The organism is Flavobacterium piscis (genome assembly GCF_031457575.1).
GTDB lineage: Bacteria > Bacteroidota > Bacteroidia > Flavobacteriales > Flavobacteriaceae > Flavobacterium > Flavobacterium piscis_A.
On sequence record NZ_JAVDWQ010000004.1, the window covers coordinates 193,295 to 215,842 of the forward strand.

Annotated in this window: 22 protein-coding genes, 1 tRNA gene and 1 pseudogene; 19 read left to right on the forward strand and 5 right to left on the reverse strand. The window is 32.8% G+C overall.

Annotated elements, in window-relative coordinates:
• The first annotated feature begins 277 nt into the window (after positions 1-277).
• From J2W48_RS07880 to J2W48_RS07910, 7 genes are all read left to right on the forward strand, one after another.
• Positions 278-820, forward strand: a complete 543-nt coding sequence (locus tag J2W48_RS07880) for a hypothetical protein (RefSeq protein WP_310280105.1) — start codon at positions 278-280, stop codon at positions 818-820.
• 76 nt (positions 821-896) lie between these two features.
• Entirely contained in the window at positions 897-1,382 is a 486-nt protein-coding gene (locus J2W48_RS07885; protein WP_310280107.1) for a hypothetical protein, read from the forward strand.
• Positions 1,383-1,423: 41 nt separating this feature from the next.
• Entirely contained in the window at positions 1,424-2,266 is an 843-nt protein-coding gene (locus J2W48_RS07890; RefSeq protein ID WP_310280109.1) for a tetratricopeptide repeat protein, read from the forward strand.
• A 107-nt stretch (positions 2,267-2,373) separates the two neighbouring features.
• Positions 2,374-2,940, forward strand: coding sequence for a hypothetical protein (locus J2W48_RS07895; protein ID WP_310280110.1), 567 nt, complete (start codon positions 2,374-2,376; stop codon positions 2,938-2,940).
• Between the two features lie 88 nt (positions 2,941-3,028).
• Positions 3,029-3,760, forward strand: a complete 732-nt coding sequence (locus J2W48_RS07900; protein ID WP_310280113.1) for an alpha/beta hydrolase — start codon at positions 3,029-3,031, stop codon at positions 3,758-3,760.
• A 232-nt stretch (positions 3,761-3,992) separates the two neighbouring features.
• Positions 3,993-4,346 (forward strand): SRPBCC domain-containing protein, encoded by a 354-nt coding sequence (locus J2W48_RS07905; protein ID WP_310280116.1) that lies wholly within the window; start codon positions 3,993-3,995, stop codon positions 4,344-4,346.
• Positions 4,347-4,550: 204 nt separating this feature from the next.
• Positions 4,551-4,922, forward strand: a complete 372-nt coding sequence (locus tag J2W48_RS07910; RefSeq protein ID WP_310280118.1) for a hypothetical protein — start codon at positions 4,551-4,553, stop codon at positions 4,920-4,922.
• A gap of 450 nt (positions 4,923-5,372) precedes the next feature.
• On the opposite strand, the gene J2W48_RS07915 is transcribed toward J2W48_RS07910, so the two are convergent.
• Positions 5,373-6,734: a hydroxymethylglutaryl-CoA synthase family protein gene (locus J2W48_RS07915; RefSeq protein WP_310280120.1), complete on the reverse strand. Its 1,362-nt coding sequence runs from the start codon at positions 6,732-6,734 to the stop codon at positions 5,373-5,375.
• A 360-nt stretch (positions 6,735-7,094) separates the two neighbouring features.
• On the opposite strand from J2W48_RS07915, the gene J2W48_RS07920 reads away from it, so the two are divergent.
• The 5 genes from J2W48_RS07920 (at position 7,095) to J2W48_RS07940 (ending at position 12,079) form a co-directional block, all read left to right on the forward strand.
• Positions 7,095-7,760: a succinate dehydrogenase cytochrome b subunit gene (locus J2W48_RS07920; protein ID WP_310280122.1), complete on the forward strand. Its 666-nt coding sequence runs from the start codon at positions 7,095-7,097 to the stop codon at positions 7,758-7,760.
• Positions 7,761-7,771: 11 nt separating this feature from the next.
• Entirely contained in the window at positions 7,772-9,772 is a 2,001-nt protein-coding gene (locus J2W48_RS07925) for a fumarate reductase/succinate dehydrogenase flavoprotein subunit (protein ID WP_310280125.1), read from the forward strand.
• A gap of 20 nt (positions 9,773-9,792) precedes the next feature.
• A complete protein-coding gene (locus tag J2W48_RS07930; protein ID WP_310280127.1) occupies positions 9,793-10,167 on the forward strand; it encodes a four helix bundle protein in 375 nt (124 codons plus the stop codon).
• A 46-nt stretch (positions 10,168-10,213) separates the two neighbouring features.
• Entirely contained in the window at positions 10,214-10,960 is a 747-nt protein-coding gene (locus J2W48_RS07935; RefSeq protein WP_310280129.1) for a succinate dehydrogenase/fumarate reductase iron-sulfur subunit, read from the forward strand.
• A gap of 105 nt (positions 10,961-11,065) precedes the next feature.
• Positions 11,066-12,079 carry a hypothetical protein gene (locus J2W48_RS07940; protein ID WP_310280131.1) on the forward strand — a complete coding sequence of 338 codons (1,014 nt, stop codon included), beginning with the start codon at positions 11,066-11,068 and terminating at the stop codon, positions 12,077-12,079.
• A gap of 349 nt (positions 12,080-12,428) precedes the next feature.
• Here the strand turns inward: J2W48_RS07940 and J2W48_RS23075 are convergent.
• Together J2W48_RS23075 and J2W48_RS07955 are read right to left on the reverse strand one after the other, a co-directional pair.
• Positions 12,429-12,746, reverse strand: a pseudogene (locus J2W48_RS23075) (family 20 glycosylhydrolase).
• Positions 12,709-13,422, reverse strand: coding sequence for a family 20 glycosylhydrolase (locus tag J2W48_RS07955; RefSeq protein ID WP_310280135.1), 714 nt, complete (start codon positions 13,420-13,422; stop codon positions 12,709-12,711). The pseudogene J2W48_RS23075 and the gene J2W48_RS07955 overlap by 38 nt, the downstream one beginning before the upstream one ends.
• A gap of 376 nt (positions 13,423-13,798) precedes the next feature.
• Here J2W48_RS07955 and J2W48_RS07960 point away from each other — a divergent pair, with 376 nt between their 5' ends.
• A complete protein-coding gene (locus J2W48_RS07960) occupies positions 13,799-14,569 on the forward strand; it encodes a nitrilase family protein (protein WP_310280137.1) in 771 nt (256 codons plus the stop codon).
• Here J2W48_RS07960 and J2W48_RS07965 read toward each other — a convergent pair.
• Complete coding sequence (locus tag J2W48_RS07965) at positions 14,566-16,257, reverse strand: Ig-like domain-containing domain (protein ID WP_310280140.1); 1,692 nt, start codon at positions 16,255-16,257, stop codon at positions 14,566-14,568. The two genes, J2W48_RS07960 and J2W48_RS07965, sit on opposite strands and share 4 nt — an antisense overlap.
• Positions 16,258-16,443: 186 nt before the next feature.
• Here J2W48_RS07965 and J2W48_RS07970 point away from each other — a divergent pair, with 186 nt between their 5' ends.
• The 5 genes from J2W48_RS07970 (at position 16,444) to J2W48_RS07990 (ending at position 20,781) form a co-directional block, all read left to right on the forward strand.
• Positions 16,444-17,448: a hypothetical protein gene (locus tag J2W48_RS07970; RefSeq protein ID WP_310280142.1), complete on the forward strand. Its 1,005-nt coding sequence runs from the start codon at positions 16,444-16,446 to the stop codon at positions 17,446-17,448.
• Positions 17,408-19,765: a hypothetical protein gene (locus J2W48_RS07975; protein ID WP_310280144.1), complete on the forward strand. Its 2,358-nt coding sequence runs from the start codon at positions 17,408-17,410 to the stop codon at positions 19,763-19,765. The genes J2W48_RS07970 and J2W48_RS07975 overlap by 41 nt, the downstream gene beginning before the upstream one ends.
• 29 nt (positions 19,766-19,794) lie before the next feature.
• Positions 19,795-20,199, forward strand: a complete 405-nt coding sequence (mce, locus tag J2W48_RS07980; protein WP_310280146.1) for a methylmalonyl-CoA epimerase — start codon at positions 19,795-19,797, stop codon at positions 20,197-20,199.
• Between the two features lie 145 nt (positions 20,200-20,344).
• Positions 20,345-20,418, forward strand: a tRNA-Ile gene (locus J2W48_RS07985).
• Positions 20,419-20,571: 153 nt separating this feature from the next.
• Positions 20,572-20,781, forward strand: a complete 210-nt coding sequence (locus tag J2W48_RS07990; RefSeq protein ID WP_310280148.1) for a hypothetical protein — start codon at positions 20,572-20,574, stop codon at positions 20,779-20,781.
• A 33-nt stretch (positions 20,782-20,814) separates the two neighbouring features.
• Here J2W48_RS07990 and J2W48_RS07995 read toward each other — a convergent pair whose 3' ends face one another.
• Positions 20,815-21,405, reverse strand: coding sequence for a riboflavin synthase (locus tag J2W48_RS07995; RefSeq protein ID WP_310280150.1), 591 nt, complete (start codon positions 21,403-21,405; stop codon positions 20,815-20,817).
• A gap of 57 nt (positions 21,406-21,462) precedes the next feature.
• On the opposite strand from J2W48_RS07995, the gene pdxA reads away from it, so the two are divergent.
• Entirely contained in the window at positions 21,463-22,512 is a 1,050-nt protein-coding gene (pdxA, locus tag J2W48_RS08000) for a 4-hydroxythreonine-4-phosphate dehydrogenase PdxA (RefSeq protein ID WP_310280152.1), read from the forward strand.
• Positions 22,513-22,548 lie beyond the last annotated feature (36 nt).

Genomic DNA, 22,548 nt, shown 5'->3' on the forward strand with positions numbered 1-22,548 from the left:
AATAAGTTGGATATTGGACTTGATTTTTCAAAATTACTAATTTTTGAAGAAGTAGCACAAAATACGTTTATTAAAGTTTTCATATTGTTTGGGCGTGTCCCAAGGGCCAGGCTTTCGGCTATATCTTTTATTACGCTGTCGCTTCATAAAAGGATACCGCCTCAATCCCTCACGCTAGATTAGGCTTCATAATAAGTTTTTATTTATTTGAAAAAATGTATTTTTAATGGCTTATTTGTTATATTGTTTTTAAAGCTTGAAATGTTAAAGAAGTCATATGAAATATTTAAAAGGAATAGTTGTTCAATCTCCAAGTCGGGGAAACAAGATACAAAGAGATGTAAATATTGGAGTAGTTGATTCTATGATAGCGAATTCAAGTTATTTGTCGGATTTTGATTTGAACTCGGTAAAAAAAATTGTATTTGATTTAAAGGAATTGGTAAAAAGTGATGAGGGAGGTTTCATTTGGGGGCAAGAATACATTATGATTGATTCTGCACCTGAAATTTCATTTTGTGAAAATGATTTAGATAAAGAAGCATTGCCAGATGTCCCAACTATATCATTATTAAATCTGATGATTGAAATTCAGAAAATTAAAGAAAAATATCAGAATGTTGTTAATTTGAAAAATATCGTTGGAAAAGCTTTTAATATTATCAAATCTAATCCAGATCAAAATAGGAGGTCGCATTATTCTAATATTGGTTTCTCAGTAACTATTGATGATGTTTATGTAACATTAGTTCTATTGCAAAAGGATTTTGAATTGACAGAAAATGAATTTGTTAATCAATTAAATACTGACTTTTACTAAGATGACAAGAACTCGATAGCGGATTTGCAATCCGTGCCGCAATGATTCAAAATACACTTTTCTAAAAATCATCAAAATGAACTACATAAAACCACTTATAATACTTTCTTTTTTCTGTTTAATTTCCTGTAATTTTTCAGAAAGAGAGAAAAAAACTGAACAGGTTTATTGGGATGATATTGAAATTAATACCAAAACTCAAAAAGTTATAATTTATAAAGAAAGTGATACCGCATCATTTGAAACGGCAATTTATAAAAAGACTAGCGGCAATGGTATTTTGGCAAAGTATAGATTAGATACAATTCAGAGAAAAACATTTTCTTTAACTGCTTCAGAACGTGACAGCATTTATAAATACACATACCAAATAATTACTAAACCAGTGTTTACCGATAAATATGTAACTTGCTACGGGGGTTATGTTTTAATAAAATTGCGAGACAGGCAGACTACATTAATGTGCGAATACAAATCTGTCGGTGAATGGTCAACGGTTAGTAAAGAAACAAAGAAAATATATGATATATTAAGCTCAAAAATTAATATTGCAAAACAATAATAATTTGCTAAAAATATGTTTAATCAAAACTAAAACCACCTATGAATAAACTATTTACTCTGTTTGTTTTAATAATCTCAATTAATCTTTCGGCACAAAAACTTCAATTTGACAAAAAATTTGTTGAAAGTGAAGATAAGTGGGTTGTTTTTCCTGCTGATAGTATCGGTAATTATAATTTCGGTTTTGTATATATTGATGAACAAGCTGGATTAACATTGGATTATGAAGGGTTTTTCAAAATCAATGAAACCGGCAAATTTATAATGGATAAAAAAGAGAAAACAAGTTCTATGAAATATCGGCTACAGCCAAATAATAATTTAGTGGCATTCATACCTGAATCAAAATTTACAGAATTACATATTCAAAAAACACCAGATTGGCTCAAACTTTATAAAGCAAATGAAAATTCAATAGAGCGTCTTTATAAATGGGGCTTTATGTACAACGGCTGGAATGAATGCGAAAAAGCACTTGAGTATCTTGAAAAAGCAAATAAAATGGATCCTGATTATAAAGGGCTGCGTGTTGAGTTGGCTTTCTCTTATAATTGTCTCAAACAATATCAAAAAGCGGTTGATGTTCTGAAAATTGCATTGGAGAAGGATCCACTTGATGCCTATACAAATAAGGAATTAATTTATGCCGAAACTAAAAATGGCAATCTACAGGATGCAGAGAATGTTTGCCGTAAAGTTTTTAAAGAATGTAAGGACAAGACCTATAACTCTGAAAACGCCTATAACATTTTGCAAGCCTATTATATTAAAAAAGATATTAAAAATTTCAATAGTTGGTTTACAGAAGCGAATTCATATTTGATGGGTCATGAAAAAATTAAATCTTTAGCCGAACAAATGAAGACTGAATTGAAACAATAAAAGAATCCTGATAAACGTGAATTTAGAATCAGTGCCCAAATTTTAAGATTAATTTACAACAGTAACAAAACTCCAAACCCACAAGTCTTTACACCAAGCCAAAATTTATGAAACCAAAAACTATTTGCTTAATTGGATTGTTCTTTTTTCTTCTAAGTTATATTATGTTTTCAAACAGTGCTGCTTTTGAGTATTTCAAAAAACCGGTTGATTTTGCACATTGGTTTAATTTAATTGGTGCTTGTTTGTTGTTGTCGTTCAATAATGTGTTTCCAAAAAACAGCTTAAATTCGGTTGCTTCTGTGATAACAGCTTTTGGAGTTGTGGCTCACATAGGACTTTGTACGATCGATTTTATTATGTGGAGTTATGGAGACAATGAAACTGCAAAATCTGCGTTGAGCGAACATTTAAGTAATACACCATCTATTTTGTTTCCGTTTGTTATTGTGGGACCTTCTTTACTTTTTGTAGGGTTGGCGGTACATGCATTAAATTTCATCAAAACACATACAATAAGTGCTTTAATGGTAATAGTTGGTGCGCCGTTGGTAGGCTTTTCATTCTTTGTATTAAAAAATGGAATTTTAATTTTGTTGAGTTGTCTTGTTTTTTCTTTGGGACTGGTGTTGCTTCTTTTCAGAAAAGAAAATAGGCAAGTGGTAATTGTTTAAAATTGTTTGCGATAGCGAGATTTTGCAATCATTGCCCTGTAATTATTAATATTTGTATATTTAACTTTCTAAATATCAATCAGGTTATATGAAAAAGAAATATACATTTAAGAGGGTTTTAAAAACCATTTGGATAACGGCTGGAGTGCTGTTTACACTTTGGATGTTTTATTCTTATGAATCTCACGGCGTTGATGAATCTCTTTTTCAAAACAGTAATCTGGTTACAATAGAAAATACAGACAACTATTTTTTATTTACACCTAAAAAAGAATTCAAAAACGTTTTTATTTTTTATCCCGGAGCCATGGTCGAAACAGAAGCTTATGTTCCGCTTTGCAGAAAAATAGCAGATAACGGCATTCAGGTTTATTTAATAAAAATGCCATGGCGGCTTGCTTCCAAAGGATACAATAAGCCTAAAGAATTACATCTTTTTAATGATGTGACCAAAAACTATATTCTGACAGGACATTCTCAGGGCGGAAAAATGGCAGCGCAATTTGTATATGAAAACCCCAAATTAATAGATAAGCTGATATTGATTGGAACTACTCATCCCAGGGATATTTCACTTGCGGAAGTTGAAATTCCAATTTTGAAAATTTACGGTTCCAATGATGGTGTAGCAAACGAAAAATCAATATTTGAGAACAAGTCAAAATTGCCTGCATCAGCAAAATTCTCACGTATTGAAGGAGCCAATCATGCGCAATTTGGTTATTACGGTTTTCAGCTGGGAGACGATAAAGCGAATATTAGCAGAGAGCAACAGCAAAAGGAAACTTTAGAAGAGATATTGAAATTTATAAGTGGGTAAATGGGTTAGCTTTATTTTTTGATATAGATTAACCCGTTGGATGTAGTTAGTTTTTGATGATGATTTCGTCAGTTCGAGTGATTTTCGATAGAAAATTGTATCGAGAACAGAAATTATCATTAAAAACGATTCTCGATACATTTTTTGTTTCGTTTCACTGCACAAAAAACACTCGAATTGACGTTTTTATAATTATACCAAACAGATTATACATTAATTTAAATCATACAATATGGCATCAGAAATTATTTCAACAACACCTGATCGTGAAATTGTAACAACCAGAATAATAAACGAACCAAGAGATGTTGTTTATGCTGCCTGGTCTGATCCGGATCATTTAAAAAATTGGTGGGGACCAAAAGGATTCACCAATACTTTTCACGAATTTGATCTGAGACCCGGAGGGAAATGGAGTTTTATGATGCACGGTCCCGAAAAAGGAAATTACCTTAATGAATGTGAATTTACAATAGTAGAAAAACCGAGTCTTATTGTCTGGAAACGAATTTCAAAACCGCTTTTCAGGTTGCTGTTACTTTTGATGAAGTTTCTGAGAATGCTACAAAAGTCATCTTCAAAATGATTTTCGATACTGCCGAAGAGTGTAATAAATTAAAACCTTTTGTAGTCGATAAAAATGAAGAAAATTTTGATAAACTCGAAATTGAGTTGTCAAAAATGAAATGATAAAATGAAATTCATAATTGATTAAAATATTTAAAACATTACAATCGTACTTTAAACAATAAGAAGTAAATTTGGGGAAATTCCTGTAAACACAGAATAATTGAAAAAATATCTAAAATATCTTCTTTCTCTCTTTCTGGCTTTTGTCCTGATTGTAAATGATGGTGCTTTAGGTTTTCAGGCTAAATCAGCAGATTATTACCAATCTTCCTGTGTAATTCTCAAACGGGAATTAGATTTTAAGGATTCCCGAATACATGTCTTAGGTCAGTTCATCTCTCCTGTACAAACTTCGTTTTCAATTCCGGTACTTTTACTAATATTTTCAGTTGTTTGTAGTCTTCAAATTCGGATTCTTCAAAAATTGCAAAAGCAACTTCATCAAAATCTATCTTCATTTATAAGACAGTCTGTTTTTATAAATGAAACAATCACTACAAATAATACTTATAAAAGTTTATACAACGCTTAAGAATCTTTTTCTGAGCTTTATGCTATTCAAAGCATAATGATGATACCATAATGTCTAATCATTTATCATTTACAAAATGTATAAACACAAAAATAAAACATGTTTGGAGAAATCCAGGCGACCACTTCTTTGGATAAAAAGAAAACTTATTCTAATCATGACTGCCTTTATGCTCGGAATGTCAAATGGAATAAACATGGAGGATCGAACTATTAAAGGAAATCAAATTCATACAGAACAACAGGATAAGAAAGATTGAAAAGCATTATGAAGGTCATTGCGAGGAACGAAGCAATCTCATCTCGTATATAACATTGCGTACTCTGGTTAGTGTGGTTGCTTCGTTCCTCGCAATGACAAGATTGCGGATAAAAAAACCTTTGCCAAAGTTTAAACTTTTGCCAAAGGTTTTGTGTTATTGGAATTTTGAATTTTTAAATTGGAATTTAACTATTCAACCCATTTGTAATATCTAGCCCCAATCAAATTAGGAATGTCTTTTTCTATTCGGGCTAAAACCCATTCGTTTTTAGGAGTTCGGACACTTTGTTTTTGTTCTTTTTTGTGAAGGCTTTCGTAAGTTTCAAAACCAATTTCGATACTTTCTTCCAGATTTTCAAAAAGTTTGGTTTTGGCTAAAGCCGATTGCCATTCCGGTTGAATTGTTCCTTCGAAAACCTTCGATTTTGATCCGCTTCCGTAAGCCAGAAATCCGAATTTAGTTCCGGCAACTTCTTGCTTAGTATCATAATAATGAGCCAGAGTCGATAATAATCCCATGAAAATAGATCCAGTGTACAAATTTCCAATTAAAGACGAAGCCAGTTCCGCAGGCTGTAATTTTTCGGTAACAAATTTTTTGTATTCATCCGATTTTCCAACTTCCTTAATTTTATTCTGATAATCTGCAAGTTCTATATTTTCTGAAATGATTTTATCAGCATGATCTAAAGCATAAATTTCAGATAACATTCTTCTTCCCTGAAAAGAGTAAGGAAGATGCATGATAATACTATTCCAGGAATTGTATAAAGTTTCGGTTGTGTTTTTTAGTTTCTTAAATGAAAAGTAAGCAGAACGTGTACGGTCCATATAACATTGATTCGAATACTGACCATCAAAAACCGGCTGGTCTTTATGGATTTCAATTTCGGTTTCCAAATTATCAAACCACGGATCGTTGTTTTCATTTTGTGTAATTGCTTCTTTTGAAATACTTCTGTACGGTTTAAAAAAGTCGAAAACACCTTTTGTACTCGTTGCCCAATTTTCATCAAAAGCAATAATTCTTGGGTTGGAAGTGACCAGCATTGCCAAGGCTCCGGCACCTTGTGTGTATTCTCCGGTGGAATTTAAATCGTATTTGGCAAAATCTGTTGTAACCACAATCGCTTTTTTGGTTGGATTCAGTTTTACAAAATCAATACAGTTTTGTAAAGCGTCTACACCACCGATACAGGCAAAAGTAAAATCGACTACATCGCATTCGGCAAGAGAATCTTCGCCAAATTTTTGTTCCATTAAACTGATTAAGAAAGAACTGATGGGTTTTGAACTGTCGATTCCGCTTTCGGTGCCTACATAAATCCGACTGATTTCATTAAGGTTTATCTGATTGTCAATTATTAGTTTGGTCAAGGCATTGGCTCCAAAAATAACAGCATCCTGATGAACGTCCGGCAAAGTCATTTTGATTAGTCCTAGACCTTTTTCTAATTTTTCGGGTTCAATGTTACGGGCAGTAGCTAAAGTTTTTATGGGTAAGTGTATGTTGGCTACATCAAATGAGATAGCATCAATTCCTGTTTTCATTCTTGAAATTTTAAGCCGATAAAGGTAAAATTATGAAATGGAATGGCAATTTTTTGCTGCAATAAAAATTGCTTTTTCAAGGCACTTTTGATGATTATAAATCAAATGATGGATTAAAATAATAATTTAGTAAATTTTTGTTATTTTTTGGGAGCTGTATATTTTCTTAAATAAAACCTCTTATTTGTGTTTATGAAAATTTTTATATTAAATTATTGTATTATCTGCTTTTTTAATACGTAAAAGTACGTATACGTAGTCTATTTTAAAATGATTATAAATAACAACGAAATGGTTGTAGTTGATGTCTAATTGCTTTATTTTTGTCTAATTTTTTAAAACAAACTACTTATAACACTTATGGCACAATCTGCACAATTGAATGCTTCCATCTTAAAGAAAGTGGCAATGGCTCTTTCGGGAATATTCTTAATCACGTTTTTAGCGCTGCATGTTTCCTTAAATTTTGTTTCTATTATTAGTGAAGACGTTTTTAATACGGCTTCTCACTTTATGGGTTACAATCCGCTAATACAATATGTAATGCAACCAGTTTTGGCAATCGGAGTAATTTTCCACTTCATAATGGGATTTGTACTTACTATCCAAAACAGAGCTGCAAGACCAATTCCGTATGCAAATTACAACGGGGCTGCAAATGCTTCCTGGAGTTCCAGAAATATGATTATTTCCGGATTGGTTATCCTGGCTTTCTTAGGATTGCATTTTTATGATTTTTGGTTTCCTGAAGTTGCCTACAAATATATTGCAGGTGAAGCACCAAATGCTACCAGATATTATGGAGAGTTAGTTCATAAATTTCATGATCCAATCCGTACAGGATTATACTGCATTTCTTTTGTGCTTTTAGGATTTCACCTTTGGCACGGATTCGCATCTTCTCTTCAGTCAATGGGGATGCACAATAAATATTCCCGATTCTTAAGTAAAGTGGGTTATGGTTTTGCAGTTATAGTTCCAGCCCTTTTCGTGATTATCGCATTATTTCATCATTTCAATAATTAATATCAATTATAATGGCATTAGATTCAAAAATTCCACATGGCCCAATATCGGACAAATGGACAGATTATAAAGATCATATTAATTTAGTAAACCCTGCGAACAAACGTAATTTAGATATTATTATCGTTGGTACAGGTTTGGCTGGAGGTTCTGCTGCGGCAACTTTGGCTGAATTGGGTTATAACGTAAAAGCATTTTGTTTTCAGGATTCACCTCGTCGTGCGCACTCTATCGCGGCACAGGGAGGTATCAATGCAGCAAAAAACTATAAAGGGGATGGTGACTCAGTTTACAGATTGTTTTACGATACTGTAAAAGGTGGAGATTACCGTGCCCGTGAAGCAAACGTTCATCGTTTGGCTGAAGTTTCGGCAAATATTATTGACCAGTGTGTGGCTCAGGGGGTGCCATTGGCCCGTGAATATGGCGGACTTTTGGATAACCGTTCTTTTGGAGGAACTTTGGTTTCCCGTACTTTTTATGCACAGGGACAAACAGGACAACAATTATTGCTAGGAGCTTATTCTGCAATGAACCGTCAGATTGGTCGTGGAAAAGTAAAAATGTACAACCGTCACGAAATGCTTGATTTAGTAATCGTTGACGGAAAAGCGAGAGGTATTATTGCACGTAACTTAATTACCGGAGAAATAGAAAGACATTCTGCTCATGCTGTAGTTATTGGTTCGGGAGGATACGGAAATGTATTTTTCCTTTCAACAAATGCTATGGGAAGTAACGCAACAGCAGCGTGGAAAATACATAAAAAAGGAGCATTTTTTGCAAATCCTTGCTACACACAAATTCACCCAACCTGTATTCCGGTTTCAGGAGATCACCAGTCAAAATTGACTTTGATGTCTGAATCGTTACGTAATGACGGTCGTATTTGGGTTCCTGCAAAATTAGAAGATGCTCAGGCAATTCGAGAAGGAAAGAAAAAAGCAACCGATTTATCTGAAGCTGACAGAGATTATTTCTTAGAAAGAAGATATCCTGCTTTTGGTAACCTGGTACCTCGTGACGTAGCATCCCGTGCTGCAAAGGAAAGATGTGATGCCGGTTTTGGAGTAAACAAAACAGGTGAAGCAGTTTACCTTGATTTTGCTGCTGCAATTGAACGTTACGGAAAAGAAGCAGCTTTTGTAAAAGGTTTAGATGCTAATGACAAAACATTGGTTACTAGATTAGGAGCTGACATCGTAAAAAGCAAATACGGAAATTTATTCCAAATGTATTACAAAATCGTTGACGAAGATCCATATACAACACCAATGATGATTTATCCTGCGGTTCACTACACTATGGGTGGAACATGGGTTGATTATAACTTGATGACTACGATTCCGGGATGTTTCTCAATCGGGGAATCTAACTTCTCTGATCACGGAGCAAACAGATTGGGAGCTTCTGCATTAATGCAAGGTTTGGCTGATGGATATTTTGTATTGCCATATACTATTGGAGATTATTTGGCCCCGGATATTAAAATGGGTCCAATTTCTACAGATTTACCGGAGTTCGCTGAAGCTGAGAAAAATGTAAAAGATCAAATCGACAGATTTATCAATAACAACGGAACGCATTCTGTAGATTATTTCCATAAGAAATTAGGAAAAATCATGTGGGATAAAGTAGGAATGGCCCGTAATGAAAAAGGTTTAAACGAAGCTATTGTAGAAATTGCCGCTTTACGTGAAGAGTTTTACAGAGACGTAAAAGTTCCTGGAAGCGCTAACGAATTTAATCAGGAATTAGAGAAAGCGACACGTGTTGCCGATTTCCTTGAATTAGGAGAATTGTTCGCGAAAGATGCCCTACACCGTAACGAATCTTGTGGAGGTCACTTCCGTGAAGAATACCAGACAGAAGAAGGGGAAGCACTTCGTGATGATGAAAACTTTGCATACGTTGCAGCCTGGGAGTACAAAGGAAAACCAAGTGATGCCGTATTACACAAAGAACCTCTGGTTTACGAAAACATTAAATTAGTACAGCGTAGTTATAAATAAAAAGTTAAGAGTTAAGGGTTATGAGTTTAAAGTCATTCGAAGATTTAGAATGTTGGAAAGCAGCACGTGAATTAAGAATCTTTGTTTCTCAAAATATTCTTTCGAAATTTCCGAATGACGAAAAATATGCCTTAACAAGTCAGCTTAAACGATCTTCAAGATCTGTTAGTGATAATATTGCCGAAGGTTTTGGAAGATATCATTATCAAGAAAATATTCAGTTCTGCAGAATTGCCAGAGGTTCATTAACTGAATTTTTAAATCAGGTAATTACCGCTTTAGATGAGAATTATATTGAAGAAGATTTATTGCAAAAATTTAGAGAAAGGTTTGAAAGAACCAAAGCAATATTAAATGGATATATAAATTATTTAGCTAAGACAAAAATGGAGTAGTAGCCCTATGACGTTTAACTCTTAACTTATAACCCATAACAAAATTATGAAACTTACATTAAAAATATGGCGTCAGAAAAACGCCCAGGATAAAGGGGGAATTGTTGATTACCCAATCGACGGAATCGAACCGGATATGTCTTTCCTTGAAATGCTTGATGTTCTTAACGAACAATTAATCAATAAAGGAGAAGAGCCAGTAGCATTTGACCACGATTGTCGTGAGGGAATCTGCGGAATGTGTTCATTATTCATCAACGGAGAAGCGCACGGACCTGATAGAGGAGTAACAACTTGTCAATTACACATGCGTATGTTTAAAGATGGTGATACGATTTTTATCGAGCCATTTAGAGCAAAAGCTTTCCCGGTAATTAAAGATTTAGTGGTTGACAGAAGTTCTTTTGACAGGATTCAGCATGCAGGAGGATTTATCTCGGTAAATACTTCAGGAAATACAATTGATGCGAATACAATTCCGATTAATAAAGACGACGCAGACAAATCATTTGATGCTGCTGCCTGTATTGGTTGTGGGGCTTGTGTAGCTACTTGTAAAAATTCATCAGCAATGTTATTTGTTGGTGCAAAAGTATCTCAATATGCTTTGTTGCCACAAGGAAAAGTTGAAGCGACAGAACGTGTACTAAACATGGTTCACCAAATGGATTTAGAAGGTTTTGGTAACTGTACCAACACCGGAGCTTGCGAAGTAGAATGCCCAAAAGGAATTTCTCTTGAAAATATAGCACGTATGAATCGTGAGTATTTGACGGCAAGCTTAAAAGGATAAGTAGAATACAACTTAGTTCATATAAAAACGCATTCATTAATTTGAATGCGTTTTTTTGTGCTATTTTTACGGCATCTAAAAATAATAGATCAAAAAAAACACTAAATGAAAAGAATTTTACTTATTGTAATGCTTGCTCTAAGCATTCAGAATTACGCTCAGGTAGCTGTAACTTCTTCCTATCGTGGTGCAAACGATGCATTTGAAAAAGGAGTGTTAGAAAAATTTAAGGCTACAACTACCATTTTTGTATTACCTCAATTAAATAAAAAGGAAGATTATGAAAAGATTTTAAAAGAAGTCTGGACCGTAACTCCTTTTAAAGTTGTTGAATATAAAGATTCTAAAATGTTAGATTACGCTGATGGAACCTATTCAATTGCTAATTTTGATGGTGATATAATTATAACTTCAAAAGGAACTACGTTTGTTCATACCAATCTTGCGATACGAATTTTAGATAAGGAAAAGTTCGATAAGGGATTTAAAAAATTAAAAGCAGACGATAAAAAGTATGACAGAAAATTAAATGACCTTTTCAGGGAGAACTTAATTTATATCGCGAGAGCTCCATTATGTGTTAATAATGCGTTCCTGGCTGATGCAATGAGAGCGAGGTCAGATGAAAAAGCGGATATTCTTTTTGCTCGAATGTATACAGAAAACAGTTTTACAAATACTAATTTGGGAATGCTAAAAAACTATTTTCAACAGATAAACAAAGTTATTAGTCAAGGTGAACATTGCGGGCTTTATGATGATTTTACAAAACCGGAAATTAAGAATTTAAAAGAAGCTACACTTTATATTCCTGAAGCTTATATGATGGAATATAATCCTTGGAAAATTAGTGAGAAACTTAGAGATGAAAAAAATCTTAAAAAGCTTACTGAAGACTATAAATATAAGTTTCAGTTTATAAAAGACGAGGATTTAGAAAAGAAAATTTTAAATAATGAAGATATCTATTATTTAAGATATGTGAGCATGAACGCAAACAAATATTTACAAGTTGTAAACGCAAAAACGGGTGCACCAGCTTATTATTTTTATGGAGCCGCAACTTACAATCTAAAGGATGATGATTTTGAAGATCTGAGTAAAGCTATTAGTAAATAATTTCTAAAGAATAAACATAGAAAAGCATCACCAGCGGCTGATGCTTTTTTGTTTATTCGTAATACAACTGCGAAGTATTTATCTCCTGTTTTTCTTTTCCTTCCTGCTGATAAAACAACTTAAGGAAGTTCCGCCAATCTGATCAAAATAACTGATATTGATTTTGTGAATCAGACCAAAGATTAGATTGAACGCCCATAATATATTTCTGTTCGGCAATCGTTTAACTGTCAACAGGAGTAGGATTGTAGTTGTGATTTTTTTCAACTGTTACCAATCTTCCAACAGTTAGTGGTTCTTGTGGTGAATAACCCTGATTGTAATTCTAAATACAGAACTTGTTCCAGGTTCATGATATTACATCATGTTTTTGTCTTGCTGCAGTAATTCCGCCTGATTCTCCTCTCCACGACATTACGGCTGCGTTTGGAACGAGTCCGCCTTCAAACATTTCATCCCAGCCGAGGATTTGTCTTCCGTTTGCATTTAAAAATTTCTCAATTCGGGTTGTTAGGTAACTTTGTAGTTCGTGTTCGTCTTTCAATCCCAAATCCTTTATTCTTTTTTGGCAATTCGGACAAAGTTTTCATCTGGTTTTTGGACATTCGTCTCCACCAATATGAATATATTTACTCGGAAATAATGCCATAACTTCTGTCAAAAACATCTTCTAAAAAAGTAAAAGTTTCCTCTTTTCCGGTGTAAAATATATCTTCAAAAACGCCCCAGTATTCTACAACTTTATAAGGACGATCCGGAAGGCAGGATAAATTTGGATAAGCCGTAACTGCAGCTGTTGCATGTCCCGGCATTTCGATTTCAGGAATAATATTTACGTAATGTGCTTCGGCAAATTTTACGATGTCTTTGATTTCTTCCTGCGTATAAAAAACTCCGTACGGATTTCCATCGAAAAAATAAGGGAATCTTTCGAACTTATTCCCCACTAAAGTCTGGGCTCGTTTTGATCCGATTTCTGTCAATTTTGGATATTTTTTGATCTCAATTCTCCAGCCCTGATCATCGGTTAAATGCCAATGTGAATTATTTATTTTATAACTAGACATTTTTGTGATAAAATATTTTATAACATTAACTGTAAAAAAATGACGGCAAACATCTAAGTGTAATCCGCAGTAACCGTATCTGGGCTGGTCTTCAATGGTAACACAAGGTAATTTTACTCCCTGATTTTTTGTTCTATTCGGAAGCATCTGCAATAAACTCTGAACAGCATAAAATAATCCTTCTTTACTTCCGGTAATGATTATTTTTTTTGATGAAACACTAATTTTGTAAGCTTCTTTTTTTAAAGATGCAGATGGATTTTTGGCAATAAACAAAACTTCAATATTGCTTTTTTATTCGATGTATTTGCATTGATGGCAGATTCAAAAATAGTGGCTGTTTTTTGTTCTTTGATACTGTATGTATTGTTTTTCGAAAATAACTTTTATCCGACCGTTCAATTGAATACTGTCTCCCGTTGCTTTGTAAAAATTAGGTGCAGGAATAATGGAATTGCTATTGGAGAAATTCTGTGCATTTCCCAACGAATATATAAACACGAAAATGAATAAAAGACTTTTGTTCATAGGGCAATGTTATTTTTAATTTATATAGAATCTTTTTTTTGCAAAAAAATGCAGCTTATTTTTTGTTAGGAGCCTTTAGATAAAAATCAGCCTTCTTTTTTATCTTTATATAAAATTATGAAAAATGAAAATTGCACTTATTCAATCCGATCTTTATTGGGAAGACGCTTTAAAAAATAGAAATCAATTAGGATTACAAATGGATCAAATCGATTCAGATGTTGATTTGGTAATTCTTCCTGAGATGTTTTCTACAGGATTTACTATGAGTCCTGAAGATGTTGCAGAAACCATGCAGGGAGAAACAGTTCTCTGGATGCAGTCAAGGGCAAAACATCATAATTGTGCGATTACGGGAAGTTTGATTGTTACGGAGAACAACAAATTTTACAACCGAATGGTATTTGTTTTTCCGTCAGGAGAAATTCAATTTTATGATAAAAGACATTTGTTTACCCTTGCGGGAGAAGATAAAGTGTATACAGCCGGAAGCAGAAAACAAATTGTTGACTATTTGGGATGGAAAATCTGCCTGCAGGTTTGTTATGATTTACGATTTCCGGTATTTGCCAGAAATACCGAAAATTATGACCTGCTTTTATACGTAGCCAATTGGCCAAAAGTACGCATAAATGCATGGGATATTTTGCTTAAAGCCCGTGCTGTCGAAAATCTGAGTTATGTAATTGGAGTTAACAGAGTGGGTACAGATATTAATAATCACGAATATAATGGCCATTCGCAAGTGGTTGATTTTTTAGGTCATACAATTTTGGAACCACAGGAACGCGAAGGAATTTTTACAGTTGAATTAGATAAAAATGTAATGTTGGAAACCCGAAAAAAATTAGATTTCCTGAATGATAAAGACGTGTTTGAAATTACGACTCTCTAAAAAGCAGTTTTCTTTCTCGTTTGCTCTTCTTTCTTTTTCTTTTCATCTTCTTTCTTTTCAATTTCAGGATCATATTGGATACTTAGATCGAAAACCTGATCAACATCCCAATTGGCACGTACATCCACTTGTTTTTGAAAATAATTGACTTCTTCGGCATATCTTTTTTCCAAATAATTACCGGGATCGTACATTTTATTTTTGTTATCGTCGTAAATCACACGAATTGTAAATGTTTCAGGTTGGAGAAGATTAAATTCGATTTTAGTTTTACCTTCAGAATATTCGCTCGCAATGACAACATCACCTTTTTTGTTGGTCAGTTCTACAATTACAGGAAAACGTTTTACATTCTGTAAGTTTAACACAAGATTTCCATATTCTTCCAGCTCTTTGGTGCTCAGCTTGTAAGAAAGAGTGTCATTAGATTTTTCAAAGAAATCTGTCAATGCACCGGGAAAAAGAGTAAAATTATATTTCTGTGAAGGGGCCTTCTTAAAATCAAGATATAATTTCTGTTCAAATTCATTGTATTCGGTAGTGAAATCAACAGCAACGGAGTCCTTATTGATTAACTTTATTTTCGATTTGTCAAATTTTACCAGTGGTGTTACTGTTTCTAAAGTAAACCGGTCTCTAAAGTGAAGCAGTCCATTTTGTAATGCGGTAATACCAAGAGTATCTTTTTTTTGATTTTTAATTTTAAAAGCAAACTTTTTGTTATAGTTTTCTTTGCTAACTTCAAGAGCTAGAGAATCAGCCTTCAATGGTTTGTACCAAATTTGCAAAGAATCTTTTTTTGGAAACTGGGTTACAATAGTTTCTAAAATCTCATCATTGTTGGTAAGCACAATTTTTGGTTTTGAATCTTTGAAATTTTGTTTCCCCTCGTAGGGAAGCAATAATCGGTTTCCGGATGCAACAATAGGTTTAAAAACTTTTAACGGAAGGGTTTCCTTAAATAATTCTACTTCAAAAACAGTATCATTGGGAATCGTAATTGGATATTTTATGAATCCAATCTTATCATCCTTCGGGTTGAATTTGTAGTTGTTGCCTTTGTCTTTTAAAGCCACCAGAAGGTATTTTCCGGCTTTTAAATTTTCCAGGCGAAATGATGTCAGACTGTCTAAGGTATTGGTAATGTAACGCGGGTTTTCTTTATAAATAACAGAATCCTTAAAAGTATCATTTACTTCATATAACATCACTGAAACAAAATTATCTGCTGTTTTATTATATGCGTCTTTGATTCTTCCTCCAAGTACAAGTGAATCAATGTAAGAGCCGGTAGAAAAAATATATTTAAACTGATTATACGCATTGCCTTCGTTGTTGTCGGCAATACTCTGTCCGAAATTCAGGCTATAGGTTGTATTAGGCTGTAAAGTGTCTAATATTTTTATGTTGATAAATTTACTGGCGTTGGAAGGTGTAATAATGGGCTGATTTTTCATTGGAGGTGAAATAATCAGCTGTTTATTGGCGTTTTTCAGTTTTACATATTCATCAAATGTTAATGTAATTTCGTCTCCTTTGAAGTTGGTGCTAAAATTTTTTGGATAACTTGACTTTAAAACGGGAGCCAGTGTATCTTTTAAGCCACCGGTAATACTGCCTCTTTTGGCACAACTTATCATTAAAAATACCAGAAATAAAAAAATATATTTGAAGTTGTTTTTCAACATAGCAGCTCTTGATTTTGTCGTACAAAATAACAATTATATTTCCTCTAATTGAAATTTTTTATCGTTTTATTGGGTTTTGAAGTAGTTCCCTGATTTGTTTTTTAAATTTAATAAAAAGAAAACAGGAGGGAATTATAAACGGGATATAATTTCTTACATTTGACGAGAATTTAATTTTTGCCTGTTTTGAAAAAGAATGTTTTTGTTGCGTTATTGTTTTTGTTGCTGATTTCGTGCAGTAAAAAAGAGGAACCCATAATATCATTTTACTATTGGAAAACCATTTTTAAATTATCTGAAAAAGAGAAACAGGTTCTGAATGATAATAATGTTCGTAAAATCTATATTCGGTATTTTGATGTTGGCCTGCATCCCAAAACGCAGGAGCCAATCCCGATCACTCCAATTCGTTTTCAGGAAAAGAGGAATGATTTTGATATTGTTCCGGTAATTTTTATCAAGAATAAAGTTATGTTGAAATCAAATCTTAATATTGAAGATTTGGCTCAAAAAACGTTTCGACTGGTTGAAGAAATTAATTATAAAAACAAGATTGTTTGTCGGGAAATCCAAATTGACTGTGACTGGACGCTTGCCAGCAAAGATAATTATTTGAAATTTATTGAATTATTTAAGAAACTTTCGAATAAAAAACTCTCAGCAACCATTCGATTACATCAGGTGAAATATTTTAAAAAAACTAAAATACCAAATATTGATTCAGGAGTTTTGATGTATTATAATATGGGAACAATTGCTGCAGATTCCTTAAATTCTGTTTATGAGAGAAAGATTGCTGAGAGGTATTTAAAAAGTTTAAAAAAATATCCTTTACATCTGGATTTTGCATTACCTGTTTACTCCTGGGCTGTTCATATCAGAAATCATAAAGTAATTGGATTACGTTCAAAATTGAATGTTTCAGAACTTAGAAAGGATAAGAATTTTGAACAAACCAGTTCTGATTTTTTTAAAGTCAGGTATTCTAATTATAAAAATGGAGCATTTTATGAAGAAAACGATGTGTTAAAAATCGAAGCAGTTTCTTCAGGATCTTTAATAGAAATGGCGGAAGATTTGAATGATAATAGTCCTCAAAAACCAAACGAAATTATTTTTTACGATTTAGATGAATTCAATATAAAAAACTATGAAAAGAATATTTTTAAGCAAGTTGTTTCTTATTTCTAGCGCTTCTTTACTTTTTGTTTACGGTATAATTTATGCTTGCGGAGGTGGAGACGATTGGGATTATTTTGGTTACAGTTCTAATTTTACACCAGAAACTTTTGTGGATAAATCCTATTCGCCACTTTTTTTATCCGGTGATATTTTTTACGGAATTGGTTTTGATACAGGACATAATTCCAGGTTCAATGATAAAATCAAATCAGACTGGAATGAATATCTGAAATCAAAAGTTGATACTTCAGCAGTAAGTTATTTTTTAATTGGAGATGTTACGCCAAGATATTACTCTGATAAAAAAAAATCTCAGAACAAAACAGAAATTACACAGCTCCATGTTTATTTTAAAACAAAAACAGAAAATCAGGCTTCTTTAAAATGGGGTAAAAAAATCAATTTAAAAGATACGAAAGTCAAGAGTTTTATCGAGTTTTTATATTTGGCACAAAAAATAGAAATGGTCTCTATCGGGGATGAATATTGGAGTTATGATCCTGTTGTAGCCAAAACTTTTGATGATTTTAAAATGATTCAATCTATTGAGAATGTTTATAATACGACTCCAGATGCATTCTTAAAAAACAGATATTGGTTTCTTGCCTTGAAAGCTTATTTTTATAGTAGCAATAAACAAAAAGCGATAGATTTTTTTAACAAAACCGAACAATCGGTTCCTAAAAATGTATTGTATTATCGCGCACTTTCTTATGTGGCAGGAATAAAATACCAACAGAAAAAATATGCTGAATCAAATTATTTGTATGCTGTGGTATTTGATAAATGCCCGGAAATGAGAATTGTTACCGCCTATAGTTTTCATCCACAAAATGATGCCGATTGGAATAAATCTTTAGCAATGGCAAAAAATAATAAAGAAAAATCTGCACTTTGGGCAATTCATGGCTATTATAAAGACGAGGCTAAGTCTATTGAAAAAATATATGAATTAGATGCTAAAAGCGAGCATTTGAATTATTTGCTGACCAGATTGGTAAACAAGCAAGAACAGGATATTAATAATTCATTTCAGGTAAAAAACAAATCTGCAGATTATAATGCGCCTGTTGTCAAACAAACAGTTGCTGAAAACAAACTTGAAAATCAGGCTAAGCTTAATAAAAAAACCGTTGATTTAGTATCAAAAATTGCTACAGCAGAAAATACAGAAAAGCCTTATTTATGGGATATTGCTTTAGGGTATTTACAAACATTAAAAGGCGAATTTAAAGCTGCAGATACTAATTTTGATAAAGCTGAAAAAATAATGCCTAAAACCGAGCTGGCAAAATATCAATTAAGATTACTTCGTTTTGTGAACAATATGAGCAGGATTGATAAGCTTACCGATAAAAACGAAAAAACAATTCTTGTCGATTTGAATTGGTTGTATCAGGAACTTCCTAAAACATATAAAAAGCAGGAGTTTCGTTATCAAAATGCTGCTCAATGGAGTAAAAATTATTTGGCAACATTGTACAAATCTAATCCTGTAATGGAAGAATTGTTTAGCGATTCACCTTATAGATATTGGGGTTCAGGAAATTCTTTTTATGACAATGAAAAGAATTTATTAGATATGAAAGCATTTTTAGCGAAGACAAATAAAACCGAAATTGAAAAAATTGCATTCGGAATTTATAGCTTGAAGCTTAAAGATATTATTGTTTTTCAGTCAGTTAAGGCAACTTTTAAAAATAAAATTCCGGAAGCAATTGCTTTTATGAAAGAAACAGATTCTGTACAGTATAATCAATTTTTAGGAAATCCGTTTAATGGAAACATTAAAGATTGCCATGATTGTGATCATACTGCGTATCAAAAAAAGAAATATTCTCAAATTGATTTTCTAAATACAATAAAAGTCATGCAGGATAAATTGGCTCAAAAAGAAGATATGTACACGAATAGTTTGCTGCTTGGAAATGCATTTTATAATATTACACATTTTGGAAACGGAAGGACTTTTTATGAAATTAATATAGTAGGATACGGATCGAGCCCGTATTCATTTAGAGACTCGATGAAAAAAATGATAACGAATTGTGATGTGTCTAAAATGTACTATCAAAAAGCATTTGAAGCAGCATCCACAAAAGAGCAAAAAGCAAAGTGTTTATATTTAATGTCAAAATGTGAGCGAAACCAATATTATAATGAAAAATTTAACACAGTAAATAGTTGGTGGGAAATTCAGGGTAGTAAAGTTAATTTTATTGCGTGGAGTGGTTTTAAAACTTTGAAAAAAGACTATTCAGATACTAACTATTATCAGGATGTAATTGCTGAATGCGGTTATTTTAATACATATGTTAATCAATGATTTGTAGTTATATCTTTAAATAAAAATAGATGGTAAACAAAATTGAACACATAGGAATTGCGGTAAAAAATATTGAAGATGCCAATGTTTTATTCGAAAAATTATTAGGAGTTCCTTCCTATAAATCTGAAACAGTAGAAAGTGAAGGTGTTTTGACATCGTTTTTTCAGACAGGCATAAATAAAATAGAGCTTTTAATGGCGACAAATCCTGAAAGTCCCATTGCAAAATTTTTAGAGAAAAAAGGAGAGGGAGTTCATCATATAGCCTTTGATGTTGATGATATATTTGCAGAAATAGCACGTTTAAAAGAGGAAGGTTTTGTGCTAATTAATGAGGTTCCCAAAAATGGGGCTGATAATAAACTAGTGGTCTTTTTGCATCCAAAAAATACAAACGGGGTTTTGGTAGAGCTTTGCCAGGAAATTAAATAGAAAAAGCTTTTTTAGGGTTTTAAATAATCCATTGAAAATCAATTGTGTTTAGAGTGAGAAAGGCTTCATTTGAAATTAAATAAAAATCAGGGCTTAAAATATTTGGAGCGAATAAAAAATAGTAGTAATATTGCATCCTCAAACCGGTCCTATAGCTCAGCTGGTTAGAGCACCTGACTCATAATCAGGTGGTCCCTGGTTCGAGCCCAGGTGGGACCACAGAAAAGCTTCGTAATTATTTATGAAGCTTTTTTAGTTTTAATGTGATTTATTGGGTAAAGTTTATAAATTTGCGCAAACTTTATGTTTGTGAAAAATAAAACAAAGTTTTTCTCAAAATTGTATAGTAAAATTTAAACAATTGCATTTCGTATGAAGATAATGGCGAACAAATTTTTAATAATAGTTGTTTTTTTATTAAGTACTGTTGTTAATGCACAGGATCCTCCTTGTCCTTCGTGTCCTCCTGGTCCTCCTGAATTGCCTATCGATGATAACTTAGTAATTTTGTTAATCGTGGGTGCGTCCTTTGGTATGTATGCAATATATAAATATAAATTAAAAACAAAAGCTTCAATGTAAATTGAAGCTTTTGTTTTATAAGAGAGTTGTGAATTATTTATTTATAGAATAAAGTTTTGCTATATATTTCCCTACTACATCAAATTCAAGGTTGATTTTTGTGCCGACTTTGAAATTTTTGAAATTGGTGTTTTCATAAGTATAAGGTATTATTGAAACGCTAAATTCATTCGTTTTAGAGTTTACAACTGTAAGGCTTACACCGTTTACGGTAATTGATCCTTTTTCTATAGTGATATTGTTGAGGTTTTGGTCGTATTCAAATGTGTAATTCCAGCTTCCGTTTGCCTCTTCGATCCTGATACAGGTTCCTGTTTGATCTACGTGACCTTGTACAATATGTCCGTCAAGGCGATCTCCAAGTTTCATTCCTCTTTCTAAATTAACGATATCGCCCGTTTTCCAGTCGCCAATAGCGGTCTTTAAAATAGTTTCTTCAATGGCTGTTACAGTGTAAAAAGAATTTTTTATTGCAACAACTGTTAAACATATTCCGTTGTGGGAAACGCTTTGGTCAATTTTTAATTCATTTGTAATAGAAGAATCCACTGTAATATGAAGATTGTTTTGGTCTTTTTGTATTTCATGAACCCTTCCAAGGGTTTCTATAATTCCTGTAAACATTGTTGTTTTATTTTACTAAATTTGCACATCAAAATTAGTAATAAATAACCTGAGCTCATGAATAAAAAAGCAGAAAATATAATTGTTGGAATTTCAATTGGAGATTTAAACGGTATTGGAAGCGAAGTTATACTTAAAACATTCGAAGATTCTCGTATGTTGGAATTGTGTACACCGGTTATTTTTGCAAATGCTAAGATTCTTTCCTTCGTAAAAAAAAGTTTTACATCTACAGTTCAGTTTCATGGAATAGATAAATTAGATCAGATTGTGGTTGGAAAAGTCAATGTTTTTAATCTTTGGAAAGAGAGTGTTGATATTAAATTAGGTGCGAATGATGAGAAGATAGGAGAGTATGCAATTAAATCATTTGTAGCAGCAACCAAAGCCTTAAAAGAAGATCAGATTGATGTTTTAGTTACGGCTCCAATAAATAAATATAATATCCAGTCAGAAGAATTTAAATTTCCCGGCCATACAGATTATTTAAATCAGGAATTAGAAGGGAATGCGATAATGATGATGGTTCAGGATAATCTAAGAGTTGGTTTGTTAACGGATCATGTGCCTTTGAATGAAGTTTCTTCGTGTCTGACAGAAGAATTAATTATAAGGAAAATCGAAACAATCAGAAAATCCTTAATTCAGGATTTTAGTATTGTAAAGCCAAAAATTGCCGTTTTGAGCTTAAATCCTCATGCTGGTGATGGAGGTGTAATAGGAAAAGAAGACGACTTGATACTAAAGCCGGTTTTGAAAAAGATATTCGAGAAAGGTACAATGGTTTTTGGTCCATTTCCGGCAGATGGTTTTTTTGGAAGTGGTCAATATGAAAAATATGATGCTATTGTAGCAACCTATCACGATCAGGGATTAATTCCTTTTAAAACATTGTCATTTGGAAAAGGAGTAAATTACACTGCAGGGCTGAATAAAGTCAGAACCTCACCCGATCATGGTACAGCGTACGACATAGCTGGAAAAGATATGGCAGATTACAATTCATTTAAAGAAGCTGTTTATCTGGCAATTGATGTTTTTCGTTCTCGTCATCAGTATGAGGAGATTACTGTAAAACCTCTTAAAATAAAAGAAAAACAGTTATAAACAAAAAAAGGTGAATAAGATTATTAGTTTTATAAT

What these genes read in the sequence shown, in the direction of transcription:
- J2W48_RS07990 (WP_310280148.1), top strand. Translation starts at nt 20,572, where the DNA reads ATGAAGATAATGGCGAACAAATTTTTAATAATAGTTGTTTTTTTATTA.
- J2W48_RS07925 (WP_310280125.1), top strand. Translation starts at nt 7,772, where the DNA reads ATGGCATTAGATTCAAAAATTCCACATGGCCCAATATCGGACAAATGG.
- pdxA (WP_310280152.1), top strand. Translation starts at nt 21,463, where the DNA reads ATGAATAAAAAAGCAGAAAATATAATTGTTGGAATTTCAATTGGAGAT.
- J2W48_RS07885 (WP_310280107.1), top strand. Translation starts at nt 897, where the DNA reads ATGAACTACATAAAACCACTTATAATACTTTCTTTTTTCTGTTTAATT.
- J2W48_RS07975 (WP_310280144.1), top strand. Translation starts at nt 17,408, where the DNA reads ATGAAAAGAATATTTTTAAGCAAGTTGTTTCTTATTTCTAGCGCTTCT.
- J2W48_RS07895 (WP_310280110.1), top strand. Translation starts at nt 2,374, where the DNA reads ATGAAACCAAAAACTATTTGCTTAATTGGATTGTTCTTTTTTCTTCTA.
- J2W48_RS07940 (WP_310280131.1), top strand. Translation starts at nt 11,066, where the DNA reads ATGAAAAGAATTTTACTTATTGTAATGCTTGCTCTAAGCATTCAGAAT.
- J2W48_RS07915 (WP_310280120.1), bottom strand. Translation starts at nt 6,734, where the DNA reads ATGAAAACAGGAATTGATGCTATCTCATTTGATGTAGCCAACATACAC.
- J2W48_RS07965 (WP_310280140.1), bottom strand. Translation starts at nt 16,257, where the DNA reads ATGTTGAAAAACAACTTCAAATATATTTTTTTATTTCTGGTATTTTTA.
- J2W48_RS07905 (WP_310280116.1), top strand. Translation starts at nt 3,993, where the DNA reads ATGGCATCAGAAATTATTTCAACAACACCTGATCGTGAAATTGTAACA.
- J2W48_RS07900 (WP_310280113.1), top strand. Translation starts at nt 3,029, where the DNA reads ATGAAAAAGAAATATACATTTAAGAGGGTTTTAAAAACCATTTGGATA.
- J2W48_RS07935 (WP_310280129.1), top strand. Translation starts at nt 10,214, where the DNA reads ATGAAACTTACATTAAAAATATGGCGTCAGAAAAACGCCCAGGATAAA.
- J2W48_RS07960 (WP_310280137.1), top strand. Translation starts at nt 13,799, where the DNA reads ATGAAAATTGCACTTATTCAATCCGATCTTTATTGGGAAGACGCTTTA.
- J2W48_RS07930 (WP_310280127.1), top strand. Translation starts at nt 9,793, where the DNA reads ATGAGTTTAAAGTCATTCGAAGATTTAGAATGTTGGAAAGCAGCACGT.
- J2W48_RS07880 (WP_310280105.1), top strand. Translation starts at nt 278, where the DNA reads ATGAAATATTTAAAAGGAATAGTTGTTCAATCTCCAAGTCGGGGAAAC.
- J2W48_RS07920 (WP_310280122.1), top strand. Translation starts at nt 7,095, where the DNA reads ATGGCACAATCTGCACAATTGAATGCTTCCATCTTAAAGAAAGTGGCA.
- J2W48_RS07995 (WP_310280150.1), bottom strand. Translation starts at nt 21,405, where the DNA reads ATGTTTACAGGAATTATAGAAACCCTTGGAAGGGTTCATGAAATACAA.
- J2W48_RS07890 (WP_310280109.1), top strand. Translation starts at nt 1,424, where the DNA reads ATGAATAAACTATTTACTCTGTTTGTTTTAATAATCTCAATTAATCTT.
- mce (WP_310280146.1), top strand. Translation starts at nt 19,795, where the DNA reads ATGGTAAACAAAATTGAACACATAGGAATTGCGGTAAAAAATATTGAA.